The organism is Streptomyces sp. NPDC001980 (genome assembly GCF_040296885.1).
In the GTDB taxonomy this organism is placed as follows: Bacteria; Actinomycetota; Actinomycetes; order Streptomycetales; family Streptomycetaceae; genus Streptomyces.
The window spans coordinates 107,286-124,652 of record NZ_JBEOYD010000003.1 but is presented as its reverse complement, the minus strand read 5'-3'; the positions used below and the strand labels follow the sequence as shown (position 1 = coordinate 124,652).

Below are 17,367 nucleotides of genomic sequence, written 5' to 3'. Positions count from 1 at the left end.
GCGGGGCGCGGCTAGAGCAGCCGTTCCCCCAGCAGGAGCGCCCCGATGCCGAGCATCGCCGCCCCCGAGGTGCGGGTCACCGCGCGGGCGGCCCGGGGGCGGGCGGACAGCAGGGCGCGGGAGAGGGCGCCGACGGCCAGGTAGACGGCGGCGCAGGCGGCCATGTGCAGGGCGCCGAGGACGGCGGTCTGGGCGGCCACGGGGAGGTGGGTGCCCGTCGTGACCAGGAACTGGGGGAGCACGGAGAGGTAGAGCAGCAGCGCCTTCGGGTTCAGGCCGCTGATCGCGGCGCCCCGCCAAAAGCCCTGCGGCCCGGCCCCTGCCTCCTCCGCCTCCTGCGGGACCATCGGGCGGCGCAGCACGCCCCAGCCCAGCCACAGCAGGTATCCGGCGCCGGCCACGGTCAGGGCCGTGAGCAGCTGCGGCGACCGGGCGACCAGCACCGCGAGCCCCGCGACCGCCAGCGCGGTGTGCAGCGCGTACCCGGCTGTCAGGCCCGCCACCGCACGCGGCACCGAGCGGCCGCGCACCCCGGCGGCGATCACGTACGCCCAGTCGGCGCCCGGCACGCACACCAGCAGCAGGTCGACGGCGAGGAAGGAGAGCAGGAGTCCGGCGTTCATGGAAGGGACATTAGGCGCGATTGTCCCGAAAGTGTTTCCGAAATTTGCTCGGGAGTGCCGGTTCCGGGGGAGAATCTTGCTCATGGACGACGTGGACCGGAAAATCCTTGCGGAGCTTCAGCAGGACGGGCGGCTGACCGTGACCGAGCTGGCCGGGCGGGTGCGGCTGAGCGTCTCGCCGTGCCACCGGCGGCTGCGCGAGCTGGAGCGGTCGGGGGCGATCAGCGGGTACCGGGCGGTGGTGGACGCGGCCGCCGTGGGGCTGACCTTCGAGGCGCTGGTCTTCGTCTCCATGCGGCAGGAGGACCGGGACACGGTCGCCGACTTCGAGCGGGCGCTCGCGGAGATCCCCCATGTGCTGGACGCGCAGCGGCTGTTCGGCGAACCCGACTACCTGCTGCGGGTGGCCACCGCCGACCTCGCCGCCTTCCAGCGGCTCTACGACGAACGGCTCGCGACCCTGCCGGGCGTGCAGCGCCTCACCTCGACGCTGGTGATGAAGCACGTGGTGCGGGACCGGCCGTTGCCGGCGTAGGGCGACAGGCGGTGGTTCACCGCTGCACGTGAACCACCGCCTGCCAGACAGGACCCAGGGCGCGGGCTACTTCGTCGGCTTCTTCCCGGTCACGCCCAGATGCACCAACAGCGCCAGGTTCGGCTTGAGTTCGGCCTGCTTCACACCCCAGGTCTGGAAACCCTTCTGGTGCGCGGCGACGGCGGCGAGCATCGCGACCAGCGAACCGGCCACCGCGGCCGGGTTCACGTCCTTGTCGACCCTGCCCTTGGACTGCAACTCCGTGATGGAGTCGGTCAGGGAGTTGTTCACCGAGTTCAGGATCTTCATACGGATCTTGTAGAACCGTTTGTCCCCCTCGGCCGCCCCGAGGTCGACCACGCGCAGGATCGCGTCGTTCTTGCGCCAGAACTCCAGGAAACCGTCCACGAGTTCCTGCGCGGTCGCCCAGCCGGCCTTGCCGACCCAGGAGCGCCCGGCCAGCAGCTCGGTCAACTGGCCGCCCTCGGTGGCCATTTGCTCGGCGATCTCCAGGACGGCGCCCTCGACGTCCGGGAAGTACTGGTAGAAGGTCGCGGGCGAAGTGCCCGCTTTCCGGGCGACATCGATGACCTTGACGTCCCGGTAAGGGGAGGAGCTGAGCATCTCGCTGAGGCAGTCGAGCAGCTTCTGCCGGGTCGCCTGCCCACGCCGGCCGGCCACGCGGCCGTCGACGGTACGCACTTGTCCTGTCATGCCGTCAGCTTACCGAGGGGTGATCGGAGCGCGATTCGGCCGACTGCAAATGGGGTGCGCGGGTGTATAGAGGCCGGTGCGGCTGGTCTGCGCGGTGCGGGCCGGGCGGTTACTTTGACGACATGGCCGAAAACAGGGCATCCGGATACGCGGAGGGCGTCCCCTGCTGGGTGGACGTGCAGCTCCCCGACGTCGAGGCGGGCAAGCGGTTCTACGGCGGGCTCTTCGGGTGGACCTTCGAGGACGCCGGCCCCGGGGCCGTGTGGGCCCGCCTCGACGGCGCGGGCGTCGCCCGGCTGGCGCGGAAGCGGGACGGCCGGATGCCCACCGTCTGGACGGTGTACTTCGCGACCCCGGACGTCCGGGACCTCGCCCGCCGGATCGTCGCCGCCGGCGGACAGATCGTCAACGACCCCGTGCCCGTCCGCGACCTCGGCACCGCCGCCCTGGCCGCCGACCCCACGGGCGCCGTCTTCGGCCTCTGGCAGTCCGCCGGCCACCCCGGCTTCGGAGTCCGGCACGCCCCCGGCACCTTCGCCTGGGCGCAGCTCTACACCAGCGACCTCGACGCGGCCAACACCTTCTACGGCCAGCTCTTCACCGACGCCCTCTTCGGGGTCGGCGCCGAACCGGACTTCGGCCGCGCCCCGGTGACCGAGGTGTTCGCGGCCGGGATGCCGTCCCAGTTCGTCGTCCACTTCCGCACCGGGGACGTGGGGGCCGCGGTCGGGGCCGTGCGGCAGCTGGGCGGCCGGGTCCAGACGCCGCCCTTCGAGACGTCGTACGGAAAAGTGGCCGTCGTGACCGACAATCAAGGGGCGTTCTTCGCGCTGCTGGAACGCTGAGGCCGGAAACAGGCGGGTCTCGGCAGATAAATGTCTCACTTTGTCATGGGACACCCCGATTCGTCGCCGGGTTCGCAACCTGTGCCCGGGCCAGGAAGAATCAGGGTGCGTGCCGCCACGGCGGTGCGGTGGTGAGACGCTGCACGGGGTCGCGTACATATGTGGGTGGACGAGGCCCGTACGGGGAGGTGGCAGGCAAGTGGTGGATCAGCTGACGCAGCACGATCCGCGGCGGATCGGGCCGTTCGAGGTGCTGGGACGGCTGGGGGCCGGCGGCATGGGGCTGGTCTATCTGGCGCGCTCGGCGTCCGGCCGGCGCGTGGCGATCAAGACGGTCCGGACCGAGCTCGCCGAGGACCAGCTGTTCCGGGTCCGCTTCACCCGCGAGGTGGAGGCGGCCCGCGCGGTCTCCGGCTTCTACACGGCGGCCGTCGTCGACGCCGACCCGCGGGCCGCCGTGCCGTGGCTGGCGACCGCGTACGTCCCCGCGCCCTCCCTCGAGGAGATAGTGAACGACTGCGGGCCGCTCCCGGCCCAGGCGGTCCGCTGGCTCGCGGCGGGCGTCGCCGAGGCGCTCCAGTCGATCCACGGCGCCGGCCTTGTCCACCGTGACCTCAAGCCGTCCAACGTCCTCGTCGTCGAGGACGGCCCCCGGGTCATCGACTTCGGTATCGCCTCCGGTGTCTCGAACACCCGGCTGACGATGACGAACGTCGCGGTCGGCACCCCCGCCTACATGTCCCCGGAGCAGGCCAAGGACTCCCGCAGCGTCACCGGCGCGAGCGACGTCTTCTCCCTCGGCTCCATGCTCGTCTTCGCCGCCACCGGCCACCCGCCCTTCCACGGCGCCAACCCGGTCGAGACCGTCTTCATGCTGCTGCGCGAGGGCCCGGACCTCGAAGGCCTCCCGGACGAGCTGCGCCCCCTCATCGAGTCCTGCATGCAGATGGAGGCGACCGCCCGCCCGAACCCGGCCGACCTCCAGGCCCAGCTGGCGCCCCACCTGTTCGGCTCCGGCTCCGACGACAGCGGTACGGCGTCCGCCTGGCTGCCCGAGAAGGCGGTCGGGCTGATCGAGTCCCGCCGCGGCGGCCGCCCCGCCGTGAAACCCTCCGCCAACCCCTCCGGCGCCCGCAGCGCAGGCCGCCTCGCGGTGCCCCCGCCGCCCTCCTACGACCCCGTGGTCCCGGCCCCCGTCCCGGTGGGCGTTCCCGACACCGGTCCGGTCCGCCTCGCCGGCGCCCCGGTGCCTATCGGCCCGGGACCGCGCGTCGCCGACGCCCGCGCCGCCGCCGTGAAGGCACCTCCGCCCGAGGCGGGCCTGGTGGCCAGCTGGTCCCGCCCGCACCCCGGCGTCAACGGCGCCGACCCCGCCGTACCGGCGGTCCCCGCCCTGCCCCCGGAGACCGCGTCCGGCTGGCGGCCGTGGCGGTTCCGGATGTCCAACGACGTCTGGGGCACCCCGTCCGTCGACGGCGACCTCGTCTACGTCACCTCCTTCGAGGTGCACGCCCTCGACGTGGCCACCGGCCGCCGCCGTTTCAAGACGCGGGACGTCGCCTGGTCCATGGCGGTCGCCGACGGCCGTATCCACGCCTCCGACGGCCCCACCCTGTTCGCCCTGGAGGCCCGCGAGGGCGGCGACCTGTGGCGGCTGTCCACCGACGCCTGGGTGTACGCCCTCAAGGCCGACCGCGGCACCCTCGTCACCGGCACCCGGGGCGGCGGCGTCCAGGCCTGGGAGGCCTCCAACGGGCAGAAACTCTGGGAGCTGTCCGGCGCCCAGACCGACTTCGAGGCCCCCGAGTCCGGGCCCTCCCTCCACGACGGCACGGTCTACGTCTGGCAGGACGCGCGCCTGCGGGCGCTGGACGCCCGTACCGGCGACGAACGCTGGTCCTACCCCATCGGCGACGCGGCCTCCTGCGGCGGCGTCCCGATCCGCCTCACCCACGCCGACGACGGCTTCGTGTACGCCTCCGCGGGCACCCGCGTCATCGCCCTCGACACCGCGAGCGGCCGCGTCCGCTGGCACTTCGAGGCGCCGGCCGTCTTCCTCTCCCCGCCCGCCTACGTACCCGGCCCCGCGGTCACCGGCGGCGGCATCTACCTCGCCGACTACCTCGGCACCGTCTACGCCCTCGACGCCACCGACGGCCGCGACCGCTGGCGCATCGCGACCGAGGCCCGCGCCTCCATCGAGCCGGTCCTCGTCGCCGCCGGCCACGTCCACGTCGGCAGCGGCAAGGGCCTGTACACCCTGGACGCGGTGACCGGCACGCCCAAGTGGCGCTTCCAGGCGGGCGGCGACGTGGTGGGCGCGCCGGCGGTGGCCGAGGGCCGCATCCACTTCGGCTCCACGGACCACCTGTTGTACACGCTGAAGGCCGACGACGGCCGGCTGCGCTGGAAGCTGGCCACCGGCGGGGAGATCACCGGGTCGCCGGTGGTGCGGGACGGGGTGGTGTACGCGTGCAGCAAGGACCGGTGCGTGTATGCCCTGGACGCCGAGAAGGGCACCGGTACGGCCCGGACCGTGTGAGCGCCGCGGGGCTGTGCGTCGTGGGTTCACCGCGGCGCCGTGGGGGCTGATCGCGCAGTTCCTCCCCCAGCCTTCGGCCGGGGGTACCCCCAGCGCCCCTTCAGGGGCGCGGGGAACTGCGCGACAAGCCACGACGTACCCGCAGTCGCCCGGCGGCATTCAGTGGCAACCTCTTCGGCGCCCGGGGCCTGCCCGGGGACGGCCGTCGTACCAGTAGTCGCACGGAAGGGCTGCGCACGGCGGCCGTCGCTCGGGGTGGGAGTCGGCTCCCGCAGCGAACGTTACGCCCGCGTGCCGGACCCCGCCACGCGGCGGATCAGCGGGTACGCGGCGCCGTACGCGCCCGGTTGCCGAACAGCTCCGCCTGCCGCTCACCCGGCAGGTTGCCCAGCGTGATCAGGTGCGGCGCCTGGGCCCACCCCCGCTCCCGGTCGGCCCCCTGCGCCGCCCACAGCGCCCGCACGCTGCCCTGCACCCCCTCCGTCGGATACCCGGCGATGACGGTCGCGCACCGCACGGCCGCCGCCAGCGCCTCCCCGGCGCCCGTCACTTCGGACACCAGCCCCACCTCGTACGCCCGCCGCGCGGAGACCCGCTCGGCGTTGCCCATGAGCACCATCCGGGCCACCTCCCCGTACGGCATCCGCTGCGCCATCAGCACCGACTCGTACGCGCTGACCATGCCGTAGGAGGTGTGCGGGTCGAAGAAGGCCGCGGTCTCGTCGGCGATGACGAAGTCGCACTCGCCCAGCAGGTAGAAGGCACCTCCGCAGGCCATCCCGGCCACCGCGGCGATCACCGGCTTCCACAGGTCGTTCGCCTTCGGCCCGACGGCGATCAGCGGATCGTCCTGGCTGTACGGCGAGGACGGCTGCGGCACGACGGCGTCCCGGTCGAGCCCGGTGCTGAAGGCGCGCCCGCCGGCCCCGGTGAGCACGACGGCCCGTACCGCGTCGTCGAAGCGCAACGCCCGCCAGACGTCGGAGAGTTCGCCGGCCGTCGCGAGGTCGATGGCGTTGAGCCGCTCGGGGCGGTCGAGGGTGACGACGGCGACCCCGCTCTCCTTGTCCGTGTCCAGCCGCAGGCTCACGATCGCTCCAGGACCCACTGCGGCAGACCGTACGCGAAGACCGCCTGCACCCGGGCGCCGATCCGGATCCGGTCCCGGGGGAGGGAGTTGAGCTGCGCCCCTGCCTCGGTCACCACGTTGCCCACCATCCGTACCCGGGGCGCGTCGTCGAGTTCCACGACCACCACGTTGTACGGCGCCTGGGCCGCGTACTCCGGCAGCAGCGGCGGGTGCGGGACGACGTACGACCAGATCCGGCCCCGCCCGCTCGTCGGCCGCCACTCGCTCGCGAAGGACTGGCAGTGCGGGCAGCAGGGGCGGGGCGGGAAGCGGGGTTCGCCGCAGTCGGCGCAGGTCTGGACACGGAGTTCGCCGCGGGCCGCGTACTCCCAGAAGGGGGCGCCGTCGGTGTCGGTGACCGGTCGCAGCATCTCAGCTCCGGTTGGTGAGGAGGAGGGCGGAGGTCGGGACGCCCTCGCCGGCGGTGACCAGGCAGGTGGCGGCGTCCGGCACCTGGGCGGTGCTGGTGCCGCGCAGCTGTTTGACGCCCTCGGTGATGAGGTTGAAGCCGTGGACGTAGGCCTCGCTGAGGCCCCCGCCGCCGGTGTTGATCGGCAGCCGCCCGCCGATCTCCAGGGCGCCCTGCTCGGTGAAGGCCCCGCCCTCCCCGCGGCCGCAGAAGCCGTAGCCCTCCAGGGAGAGCGGGATGAGGGCGGTGAACGCGTCGTAGATCTGGGCGACGTCGACGTCGTCGGGGGTGAGGTCCGCGTGCTTCCACAGGTGGCGGGCGGCGGTCCAGGCGGGGCCGGTGAGGGGGTCGTCGTTCCAGTAGTTGACCATGCCGTGGTGCTGGGCGGGGAGGCCCTGGGCGGCCGAGTGGACGTAGACGGGCCTGCGCCGGCAGTCCCTGGCCCGCTCCCTGCCGACCACCACACAGGCCAGCGCCCCGTCCGTCTCCAGGCAGTTGTCGTAGAGGCACAGGGGCTCGCTGATCCACCGGGAGGTCATGTACATCTCGCGGGTGAGGGGCCGGTCGTACATCACGGCGGCGGGATTCTGGTTCGCCCGGTTGCGGCAGGCGAGGGCGACGTTGAACAAGTGGTCCCGGGTGGCGCCGTACTCGTGCATGTAGCGGCGCGTGAGCATGGCTATCTCGTCGGCGGGCCGGAGCAGGCCGAAGGGGCGGGTCCACTGGGCGGGGGTCGGGAGCTGGACGGTGGTGTTGGTCCAGGGGCGGGGGCCGGAGCCTCGCTTCCGCGACCGCCATGCCACGCCCACGCTCGCCTGCCCACTGGCTATCGCGGCGACGAGGTGCGCGACCGTGGCACAGGAGCCGCCCCCGCCGTACCCCACCTTGCTGAAGAAGGTCAGGTCGCCGAAGCCGACCGCCTTGGCCAGCTCCACCTCGTCGGTCTCCTCCATGGTGAAGGAGGCGAGGGCGTCGACCTCGCCGGGGGCGATGCCGGCGTCGTCGAGGGCGGCGAGGACGGCCCGGCAGGCGAGGGTCTTCTCGTCCTCGTCGAGCCGTTTGGCGAAGGGGGTCTGCCCGATCCCGACGACGGCGGTGGCGTCCTTGACGCCTCTGAGACCGGCCATGTGCCCGTACCTCCACGGCTGTCGCGGTTTGCTGACAGCTCGTCAGGCTACAGCTAATCTGACGGTCAGTCAGCTATGCGTCCGGGGAGGCCGGTTGTGCGCGGTGACATGGAGTGGGGGACCGTTCCGGGGCTGGTGCGGTCGGCGGCGAAGCGGTACGCGGACGTCGAGGCCGTGGTGGACGGCCGCACCCGGATCACGTACGCCGAACTGGGCGCCCGGGTGGAGCGGGCGGCGGCCGCCTGCCTGGCCGCCGGCGTCGAGGCGGGCGACCGGGTGGGGATCTGGGCGCCGAACTCCCTGGACTGGATCGTCGCGGCGCTGGGCGCGGTGTCGGCGGGCGGGGTGCTGGTCCCGCTGAACACCCGCTTCAAGGGCACGGAGGCGGCGGACGTGCTGCGCAGGAGCGGGGCCCGGCTGCTGTTCGTGACGGGGACCTTCCTCGGGACGTCGTACGTGGCGTCGCTGCGCAGGGCGGCGGGGGAGGGCGGCGGGCAGGGGCCGCTGCCGGGGCTGCCCTCGCTCCGGGACGTGGTGGTGCTGTCGGAGGACGCGCCCGTCGGCTTCCGCACCTGGAAGGACTTCCTGGCGGCCGGGGAGGGCATCGGTGCAGACGAAGTCGCGGCCCGCTCGGCCGAGGTGGACGGCACCTGCCTCTCCGACATCATCTTCACCTCCGGCACGACAGGGCGCCCCAAGGGTGCGATGATCACCCACGCGCAGACCCTGCGGGCGTACGAGATCTGGGCCGACCTGGCGGGCCTGCGCACCGGCGACCGCTACCTGATCGTGAACCCCTTCTTCCACACCTTCGGCTACAAGGCCGGGGTGATCGCGTGTCTGATGCGCGGGGCGACGATGATCCCGCAGCCGGTGTTCAACGTGGCGACGGTCCTGGCGAACGTGGCGGCGGAGCGGGTGTCGGTCCTCCCCGGCCCCCCGACCCTCCACCAGTCCCTCCTCGACCACCCGGCCCGCGACACCCACGACCTCTCCGCCCTGCGCCTGGTGGTGACCGGCGCGGCCGTCGTACCCCTGCTCCTCGTCGAGCGCCTGCGCGGCGAACTCGGCGTCGAGACGGTCCTGACCGCCTACGGCCTCTCCGAGGCGAGCGGGATCGTGACGATGTGCCGCCGGGGCGACGACCCGACGGTGATCGCGTCGACGTCGGGGCGTGCGATACCCGGCACCGAGGTCCGGGTGGACGAGACCGGGGAGGTGCTGGTCCGCGGCTTCAACGTCATGCGCGGCTACTTCGAGGACCCGGCCGCGACCGCCGAGACGCTGACGGCGGACGGCTGGCTGCGCACCGGCGACGTCGGCGTCCTGGACCCGGCCGGCAACCTGCGCATCACCGACCGGCTCAAGGACATGTTCATCGTCGGCGGCTTCAACGCCTACCCGGCGGAGATAGAGCAACTGCTGGGCCTGCACCCGGAGGTGGCGGACGTGGCGGTGATCGGCGTACCGGACGGACGGCTGGGCGAGGTCGGCAAGGCGTTCGTGGTGCGGCGGCCGGGGGCGGTGCTGACGGCCGACGACCTGATCGCCTGGGCCCGCCGCGAGATGGCGAACTACAAGGTGCCGCGGACGGTGGAGTTCGTGGCGGAGCTGCCGCGGAACGCGAGCGGGAAGGTGGTGAAGGGGGAGTTGCGGGCCGGCTAGGCGGGGCGGGTGCGGGCGGCGACGGACTGGGGGCTGTGCCGGGGCTGCCGGACCGGGGTGAGGACGATGGTGTCGTCGTCCATCACCACGGGGCGGCGCCGTCGCCACCCGCCCGGCGCCTCGGCCATCACCACACCCAGCACCAGCCAGAACAGCATGTTGATCCGGTCCAGGTTGGCCGGGTCGTCCAGCATGCCGGCGAGGAAGAAGCCGGTCAGCGAGGCGAGTCCGAACGTACCGAGCACGGACTTGGCGCGGGCGGCCCGCCCCGCGCTCGACCAGGCCACGACCGTCACCGCGACGACGGCGATCAGCCCCAGCGGCCCGGTCTCCACGAGCCAGTTGAGCCACAGGTTGTGGGCGTGCACGAACACCCGCTCCCCGGGAGCCGCGGCGGATATCGCCTCGCCGGACCGCCCGAGCCCCACCCCCAGCGGGTTCTGCCGGGCCACCTGCAGTGCGGCCCGCCAGGCCTCCCCCCGCACGCCCAGCGAGTCCCCGGCCCGGGACACGGCCCAGATGACCCCGGCCGCGGCGAACAGGCCCAGCCCGCCCACCACCGCGTACAGCCGCCGCTGCGCCCGGTCGGCGAGCCGGGGCGCCAGCCAGTAGGCGACGCCGAGGACGAGGAGACCGGCGGCGGCCGCGACGTACTCGGCGCGGGAGAAGGTGGTGACCAGCGCCCCGTACCCGATGACGACCATGACGACGATCGCCGTCCGGGCCGTGCGCTCGTCCACCGACACGGCGGCGAGCAGGGCGAACGGCAGCAGCAGCACCAGGCAGGCGCCGAGCAGGTTGGGGTTGGCGAAGGTGCCGGTGGCCCGGATGAGCACGTCACCACCGCCCGCGTCGCAGGCGACGTCGGTGAGCAGTCCGGTGCGGCAGAAGCCGGTCGGGGTGGCGTTGGTGACCTGGGAGAAGGCGCTGGTGCTCGCGGCGGTGGCCCCGGCGAGGGCGAGCAGCCCGAGGGCGCGCCAGGACTCGGGCTGGGTGCGGCGCAGGCCGACGACGAGGTAGTACGTCACGACGACGGTCAGCAGGCCGCGCAGCGGGGCGGTCGGATGCCCGCCGCCGTACGTCGCCACCACCGACGCGCCGACGAGCAGCGCGACGGGCAGGTCGAGGCGGGTGCGGAAGTCCCGCAGCCGGGCGCGCCCGGGCACGGGGGCGACGAGTGCGAGCAGGCCGAGGAGCAGGGTGAGCCGGGTCGGGGTGAGGATGCCGGCGATCGGGTCGTCGGGGAAGAAGTCGGTGGCCGAGTCGAGCAGCAGCACGGCCAGCGCGCCGAGCGGCACGAACCGAACGACCTTGACGACCACGGCGGGTGCTTTCCGGTCGGAAGCCATGACACCCGAGCGTGGCCGCCGACCACGACGCGCGGGTAGCCCGCGGACAAACGGGACGGAGACCCTTTGCGGACGCTGCGGGCTCCCCCTTCCCTCGGCTCTCCGTCAATCGGAGGATCTGTGCGGCGGCGCGATGCGCGGCCCGGGAGAACCCGTACGCCGGGGACGCTCTCCCTGTGCTCCACGGCACGGGTGTGCCCGGAACACCTCGGCCGCGACGGCTCCCCCTCCGCGCCGCCGCGGCCGATCCCCGTCCCGGTGTGGCTCGGTCAGGCCTTCTCGTCCGTGGCGTGCGAGTTGTCCGGCGTGACGGTGGTGTCCTCGTCGTCCGCCTTGAGGATGGTGGCGCTGAGCGGCTCGCTGGTGGCGTGACTGTTCAGCGTGGTGATCTCGGCGCCCTCGACGGCCGCCGTCTCGGCCTCGGTCGTCTTCGTCTCGTCGCTCATCGTTCGCTCCCCTGAATGTCCTTGACGCTGTGGGCAGGAAGGCCCGCCCGGCGACTCCCCCGTAGGGCCGCCGGGCGGACGCTTCCGGGCCGCTACACCTTAAGGCGCGGGCCCAGGCCGAACCGTCTGCCCCCCGACGCGACGGATCGACAGGACGAGAGTGCCGTGGCCCGATAAACGAATGATGAACGCCCGCCAGGCTCCACCGCCCGCTCTCCGCGGGCGCTCCGCGTCAGGCGACGGCGCTCGGCCTGAGCAGGGCCCTCACCTCTTCGGCCTCGGTGGCCCCGAGCCCCTCGAAGATGGCGAGCGCCTCCCGCCAACAGACCTGCGCACGGCCCGGATGCCCGATCAGCGTCAGGGCACGGCCGAGCACGGTGAGCACGTTCCCGCGCCGCCAGTCGCCGCCGATCCCGCGCAACAGGGTGAGGGCCGACTCGGCGTTGGTCGCGGCCTGCGCGGGCCGCTCCGCCGCGAGGTCGAGTTCGGCGAGCCGGAACAGGGACATCCCCTCCCACAGCCGCATCCGGCTGTCCCGGAACACCTCCAGGGCCTCCTGGAGCCGCTCGGCGGCCTGGTCGTACTGGCCGCCCTCGGTGAGCGCGAGGCCCAGCGCGTACCGGCCGTTGGCACCCTTCAACGCGTGCCCCATGGCGTCGTACATGCCGGTCCCCTGCTGCGCCAGGGAGACCGCGCTCGCCGTCCGTCCCATCGCCAGGTGGATGCGGGAGAGGTTGCACAGCGCGCTGGCCTGGCCGGGCTCGTCGCCGCAGGCGCGGAAGCTCTCGATCGCGCGGGTGAGGTGTGCCTCGCCGTCCTCCAGCCTGTTCTGGTAGAGCGCGATGATGCCCAGCATGTTGGAGGCCCAGCACCCGGGCAGCGGGTCGCCGGCGAGATCCGAGAGCCGCACCGCCTCGGTCGCCTGCTCGTTCGCCGGTCCGAAACGGCCGATCAGGTGGTAGGCGTTGGCCAGGGCGACATGCGCGCGGGCCTCCGTCCGCAGGTCGGACGCGGCGCGCGCCGCGTCCCGCATGGAGGCCGCCGTGGTCTCGTACTCCCTGGAGTTGGCCCCCGACTCCGTCAGGTCGACGGCCGTCCACAGCAGGTCCACGGCGCGCCGGAGCAGTCCGGGCGCCGTCGACTGCCGGACGCAGGCCAGCACGGGCATGGCCTCCGCGTAGAACCAGTCCTGTGCCTCGTGGCGGTCCTGGAAGGTCAGCCCCGGGTACTCGGTGGCCGCGAGATGGTCCACCAGCCGGTCCCCGGGCCGGTCGATGGCGTAGAACGCCGCCGCGGTGGCGAGGTAGAAGTCCAGCAACCGCGACATCGCCGCCTCGCGCTCGCTCGGCGGCTGCTCGTCCCGCTCCGCGCACGCGCGCGCGTAGAGCCGCACGAGGTCGTGGAAGCGGTAGCGGCCCGGAGCCGCCGATTCCAGCAGCGAGGTGTCGACCAGGGCCTCCAGCAGGTCCTCGGTCGCCTCCACCGGCAGGTCGACCACGGCCGCGGCCGCCGCCAGCGAGATGTCCGGCCCGTCCGCCAGGCCGAGGAGGCGGAACGCCCGCGCCTGGGCCGGCTCCAGCTGGCCGTAGCCCAGTTCGAACGTCGCCTTCACCGCGAGGTCGCCGGCCTGGAGTTCGTCCAGGCGGCGGCGTTCGTCCGCGAGCTTCGCCGCCAGCACCGAAACCGTCCAGGTGCGGCGCGCCGCCAGGCGGGACGCGGCTATGCGGATGGCGAGGGGGAGGAAGCCGCAGGCCGCGACCACGTCGAGGGCCGCCTCGCGCTCGGAGGACACCCGCTCCTCGCCGACGATCTTCGTGAACAGCGACAGCGCCTCGTCCGGGGACATCACGTCCAGGTCCACCAGATGCGCACCCGCCAGGTCCACCATCCGTACCCGGGACGTCACCAGCGCCGCGCAGCCCTCCGTGCCCGGCAGCAGCGGACGTACCTGCGCCGCGTCCTTCGCGTTGTCCAGCAGGACCAGGACCCGGCGGCCGTCCAGGACCGAGCGGTACAGGGCCGCCCGGTCGTCCAGCGAGTCGGGGATGGACGAGTCCGGCGTGCCCAGGGCCCGCAGGAAGGACCCCAGGACCGTCTCCGGCTCGGCAGCCCGCGGGCCCGCGCCCTGCAGGTCCACGTACAACTGGCCGTCCGGGAAGGCCGACCGGGCGCGGTGGGCCACGTGCACCGCGAGGGTGGTCTTCCCCACGCCCCCGATGCCCGCCAGCGCCGATACGGCCATCACCCGGCCCTCCGCCGACGCCAGTACCGCGCTCAGCTCGGTGACGAAGGCGGAACGGCCCGTGAAGTCGGGCACCGTGGCCGGGAGTTGGGCCGGGCGGACGGGGGCGGACGGGGGGTCCGCCGCGGGGGAAGAGGGCTCGGCGAGGGCCGGGTCGGCCTGCAGGATCCGCTGCTGGAGGTCTCGCAGGCCCGGGCGCGGGTCGACGCCGAGTTCCTCGCCGAGCAGGCGGCGGGTGTCCGCGTACACCGCGAGGGCCTCCGCCTGCCGGCCGCTGCGGTACAGGGCGAGCATGAGGAGTTCACGGAGGCGTTCGCGGAGCGGATGGGCCGCCGTCAGGGCTGTCAGCTCCGACACCGCCTCCGCATGACAGCCCTGTTCCAGGTCCATGTCAAGGCGGGATTCCAGGAGTTGGAGACGCCACTCCTCCAGCCGGGTCCGCTGCGTGTCGGCGTACGGCCCCGGCACCCCGGCCAGCGGTTCGCCGTCCCACTGGGCGAGCGCCCGGTTCAGCACCTCGCGTGCCTGGTGCAGGTCCCCGGCGCTCTTCGCCTTCTCCGCCGCCGCCGCCAGATCCTGTGCGACCGCCAGGTCCAGCGCCCCCTCGCCCAGCCCCCGCACCGCGTACCCGCCGGACTCGCTGACCAGGACCCCCGGGTCCAGGGCCTTGCGCAGCCGGGACGCGTACGTGCGCACCGCCGCCAGCGCCTGCGACGGCGGCTCGGGACCCCACAGGGCGTCGATCAGCTCGGCCGCGGTCGCCGTCCGGCCCTCGCGCAGCAACAGGGCGGCGAGCAGCGCGCGTTGCTGTGGGGAGCCGGTGTTGAGGGGTTCCTCGGCACGCCAGGCGCGTACCGGACCGAGCACACTGAAGCGCAACGCCGCCGCCTCCGCCGAGGAGGGGGCGCGCCGCTGCTCCGGCACCCGTGGTCCACCGTCCATGCCCGTCCCCCTAGACATCCCGCTTCACCCCGTCAGTCTGCCTTGTCCGGGCGGGCCGCGTCAGCCGGGGGAGACACCGATCACAGGGCGACACGCGGTGGTCCACACGGTCTTCACACGGCCGCACCCCCGCCAGCAGGGCGGACGTCTGGCGGAACGATTCCGCGGGCAACTCGGCGTCCTCGGCGCCGGAGTCGGTGAATCCCGCCGGGGGAGTGGGCCGCCGTCGCCGTACCGCCTGACGTACCGTCATTCCCGTAGCTGACGGTTCGTCAGATCGGCGCTACCGTGAGCGCCATGGACACCCAGGACGGCACCTTCCCGCTGATCATCTCCGTCGACGACCACACCGTGGAGCCGCCGGACGTCTGGCAGTCCCGCCTCCCGAAGAAGTACCTGGACACCGGGCCGCGCATCGTCCGGGCCCCGCTGAAGGAAATGAGCTTCCTCGGCGGCCGGTTCAAGCCCGTCATGGGCAAGCCGGGTGAGGACGGCCCCATCGGCGACTGGTGGATCTACGAGGACCTGCACCGCCCCCTCACCCGCCTCGACACCGCCGTCGGCTACTCCCGCGACGAGATCAAGCTCGAAGTGATCACGTACGAGCAGATGCGGGCCGGGTCGTACGACGTGCCGCAACGGCTCGCCGACATGGACGTCAACCACGTCCAGTCCGCGCTCTGCTTCCCGACCTTCCCCCGCTTCTGCGGGCAGACCTTCACCGAGGCCAAGGACCGCGAACTGGCCCTGCTCTGCGTCCAGGCGTACAACGACTGGATGGTGGAGGAGTGGTGCGGCCCGCTGGCGCAGGGCCGTCAGATACCCCTCGCCCTCATCCCCCTGTGGGACGCCGGACTGGCCGCCGCCGAGGTCCGCCGCAACGCGGCCCGCGGTGTCCGCGCCGTCGCCTTCTCCGAGATACCCCCGCACCTCGGGCTCCCCTCCGTCCACACCGACGCCTGGGACCCCTTCCTCGCCGCCTGCGACGAGACCGGCACGGTCGTCGCCATGCACATCGGCTCCAGCAGCCGGATGCCCTCCACCTCCGCCGACGCCCCGCCCGCCGTCGGCTCCACCATCACCTTCGCCAACTGCTGCTTCTCGATGGTCGACTGGCTGATGAGCGGCAAGTTCGAGCGCTTCCCCCACCTCAAGGTGATGTACGCGGAGGGCCAGATCGGCTGGATCCCCTACATCCTGGAGCGCGCCGACGTCGTCTGGGAGGAGAACCGCGCCTGGGGCGGCGTCGCCGACAAGGTCACCCGCCCGCCCTCCGAACTCTTCGCCGAGCACGTCTACGGCTGCTTCTTCGACGACGCCTTCGGGCTGAAGAACCTGGACGCGATCGGCCTCGGCAATGTGCTGTACGAGACCGACTACCCGCACTCCGACTCCACCTGGCCGAAGTCGAGGGAGGTCGGCGAGGCCCAGATGGGCCACCTGGCCCCGGACGCGGTGGAGCGGATCGTACGGGGGAACGCGATCGAGCTGCTGGGGCTGACGCCCGACGGGCTGTGGGCGGGGCCGGGCCCGACCTCGTGAGGACCGCCCCGTACGGGGAGGGCCAGGCCATGGCCGTCCCGCGCCCGGGGCCGCGGGCGCGGGACGGTGCTGCCATGACTGCCGGTGTCAGCCGAGAAACACCGACGAGATCTTGTTGTCGAAGCCGATCGACGCCAGGTCGGCGATGTCGCCCTGGACCACCTTGGACTCGCCCTTGCAGTCCTTCTCCGACCAGATCTTCAGGGCGCCGGAGGCCCGGAGGGAGGAGGCGGAGTCGTCGCGGGCGACGTTCTGGCAGCCGGAGCCGGCCAGGCCCTCGGAGGGGTCGCCGAAGTCGGTCTCGTCGGAGAGGATCACGCTGGTCGTCACGGCCGTACCGGTCCCGGTCCCGCCGGTGCCGCCGGTGTTGTTCTGGCCCTGGCCCTGGACCCCGGCCTTCTTGCCGTCCGGCGTCACTCCGAACCATGTGCCGCCCACGCCCTGCCCGTTGGTGTCACCGGGCTTGAGGTCCTTGCTGAAGCGGTAGACCGGCCACCCTCCGATGGTCACCTGGAGGTTGCCGTCGGCCCGCTTGACCACCCCGACCTCGGACTTGTTCACGCCGTCGACGAAGATCCTGCCGCCCGGGGCGACGACGACGGGCGGCCAGGTGGTCGCGCACGCGTCGTTGCAGTTGGACTTGGACGGGTTCGCGGTGTCCTTGTCGAAGCGGTAGAGCGTGAAGCCCGCGCCGTTGACGACGACCGGGTTCAGATCGCCCGCCTTGGCCGCGCTCAGCTGCACCCACTTCTTCGCGGCCGGGGTCACGGCCGGCTTGCCGGCGCCGGTGGCCCAGTCGCCCGTCTTGGGGGTGGCGTTGTTCTGCTTCGCGGTGCCGCTGTTGAAGTGCAGGCTCTGCAGCGCGGTGCCGACACCGTCCTTGGCCACCGAGGCGGCCTCGTCGGTCGCGTTGCACGCGGTCAGCAGCAGGGACGCGGCGGCTGCGGCGGCGGCCAGTGCGGCGATGCGGTTGCGGATCATCTCGGTCTCCCCGTGTTCCGGTGCGACCCGGACCCCCCGAGCCGTCGACAGCAGGTACGGGCCCTGGCCGGACCGTCTTCAGCCGGTGACGTGCCCGGGACATGACCACGACGGTCTCGGGTCAATCGGTCGGAGAGGCGGACATTCTGCACCGGACGATCACGTCCCTCGCCCCTTGTCTGACGATGCGTCAGGTAAGACGATGGCTCCGGCAAACCTTTTATGACGATCCATCAGATGCAGGAGGGTGTGTGTCCATCCAAGCCCTGCCGGACG

14 protein-coding genes are annotated in these 17,367 nt (G+C 72.9%); 5 read left to right on the top strand and 9 right to left on the bottom strand.

The annotated features are described in order from the left end of the window. Positions 1 to 11: 11 nt before the first annotated feature. Positions 12 to 623 (bottom strand): LysE family translocator, encoded by a 612-nt coding sequence (locus ABT137_RS05190; RefSeq protein ID WP_351702701.1) that lies wholly within the window; start codon positions 621 to 623, stop codon positions 12 to 14. Positions 624 to 705: 82 nt separating this feature from the next. Here ABT137_RS05190 and ABT137_RS05185 point away from each other — a divergent pair, with 82 nt between their 5' ends. Then, positions 706 to 1,158: an Lrp/AsnC family transcriptional regulator gene (locus ABT137_RS05185; RefSeq protein ID WP_351702698.1), complete on the top strand. Its 453-nt coding sequence runs from the start codon at positions 706 to 708 to the stop codon at positions 1,156 to 1,158. Between the two features lie 66 nt (positions 1,159 to 1,224). Here ABT137_RS05185 and ABT137_RS05180 read toward each other — a convergent pair whose 3' ends face one another. Further along, complete coding sequence (locus tag ABT137_RS05180; RefSeq protein ID WP_351702695.1) at positions 1,225 to 1,872, bottom strand: TetR/AcrR family transcriptional regulator; 648 nt, start codon at positions 1,870 to 1,872, stop codon at positions 1,225 to 1,227. Positions 1,873 to 1,994: 122 nt separating this feature from the next. Here ABT137_RS05180 and kbpA point away from each other — a divergent pair, with 122 nt between their 5' ends. Next, the gene (gene kbpA, locus ABT137_RS05175; protein WP_351702692.1) at positions 1,995 to 2,717 is read left to right on the top strand and encodes an AfsK-binding protein KbpA; all 723 of its coding nucleotides are present in this window, start codon (positions 1,995 to 1,997) and stop codon (positions 2,715 to 2,717) included. Between the two features lie 199 nt (positions 2,718 to 2,916). Beyond that, a complete protein-coding gene (locus ABT137_RS05170; protein WP_351702689.1) occupies positions 2,917 to 5,259 on the top strand; it encodes an outer membrane protein assembly factor BamB family protein in 2,343 nt (780 codons plus the stop codon). Between the two features lie 316 nt (positions 5,260 to 5,575). Here ABT137_RS05170 and ABT137_RS05165 read toward each other — a convergent pair whose 3' ends face one another. The 3 genes from ABT137_RS05165 to ABT137_RS05155 are packed head-to-tail and all read right to left on the bottom strand — an operon-like array spanning position 5,576 to position 7,924. After that, positions 5,576 to 6,349: an enoyl-CoA hydratase/isomerase family protein gene (locus tag ABT137_RS05165; protein ID WP_351702686.1), complete on the bottom strand. Its 774-nt coding sequence runs from the start codon at positions 6,347 to 6,349 to the stop codon at positions 5,576 to 5,578. Further along, on the bottom strand, positions 6,346 to 6,759 hold the full coding sequence (locus ABT137_RS05160; RefSeq protein WP_351702683.1) for a Zn-ribbon domain-containing OB-fold protein: 414 nt from the start codon (positions 6,757 to 6,759) through the stop codon (positions 6,346 to 6,348). Before ABT137_RS05160 ends, ABT137_RS05165 begins: the two co-directional genes overlap by 4 nt. A 1-nt stretch (position 6,760) precedes the next feature. Further along, positions 6,761 to 7,924, bottom strand: coding sequence for a lipid-transfer protein (locus tag ABT137_RS05155; RefSeq protein WP_351702680.1), 1,164 nt, complete (start codon positions 7,922 to 7,924; stop codon positions 6,761 to 6,763). Between the two features lie 96 nt (positions 7,925 to 8,020). Between ABT137_RS05155 and ABT137_RS05150 the strand changes: the two genes are divergently transcribed. Continuing rightward, a complete protein-coding gene (locus ABT137_RS05150) occupies positions 8,021 to 9,589 on the top strand; it encodes a FadD3 family acyl-CoA ligase (RefSeq protein ID WP_502984474.1) in 1,569 nt (522 codons plus the stop codon). Here the strand turns inward: ABT137_RS05150 and ABT137_RS05145 are convergent. The 3 genes from ABT137_RS05145 to afsR all read right to left on the bottom strand — a co-directional run bounded on the left by ABT137_RS05145 (position 9,586) and on the right by afsR (position 14,568). Then, on the bottom strand, positions 9,586 to 10,938 hold the full coding sequence (locus ABT137_RS05145) for an O-antigen ligase family protein (protein ID WP_351702677.1): 1,353 nt from the start codon (positions 10,936 to 10,938) through the stop codon (positions 9,586 to 9,588). The genes ABT137_RS05150 and ABT137_RS05145 overlap by 4 nt on opposite strands. A 269-nt stretch (positions 10,939 to 11,207) precedes the next feature. Continuing rightward, positions 11,208 to 11,384: a hypothetical protein gene (locus tag ABT137_RS05140; RefSeq protein WP_351702674.1), complete on the bottom strand. Its 177-nt coding sequence runs from the start codon at positions 11,382 to 11,384 to the stop codon at positions 11,208 to 11,210. Positions 11,385 to 11,616: 232 nt separating this feature from the next. Then, positions 11,617 to 14,568 carry an SARP-family global regulator AfsR gene (gene afsR, locus ABT137_RS05135; RefSeq protein WP_351702671.1) on the bottom strand — a complete coding sequence of 984 codons (2,952 nt, stop codon included), beginning with the start codon at positions 14,566 to 14,568 and terminating at the stop codon, positions 11,617 to 11,619. 297 nt (positions 14,569 to 14,865) lie between these two features. On the opposite strand from afsR, the gene ABT137_RS05130 reads away from it, so the two are divergent. Next, positions 14,866 to 16,110 (top strand): amidohydrolase family protein, encoded by a 1,245-nt coding sequence (locus ABT137_RS05130; protein WP_351702668.1) that lies wholly within the window; start codon positions 14,866 to 14,868, stop codon positions 16,108 to 16,110. An 87-nt stretch (positions 16,111 to 16,197) separates the two neighbouring features. Here ABT137_RS05130 and ABT137_RS05125 read toward each other — a convergent pair whose 3' ends face one another. Further along, positions 16,198 to 17,091 (bottom strand): hypothetical protein, encoded by an 894-nt coding sequence (locus tag ABT137_RS05125; protein ID WP_351702665.1) that lies wholly within the window; start codon positions 17,089 to 17,091, stop codon positions 16,198 to 16,200. Between the last annotated feature and the right edge of the window lie 276 nt (positions 17,092 to 17,367).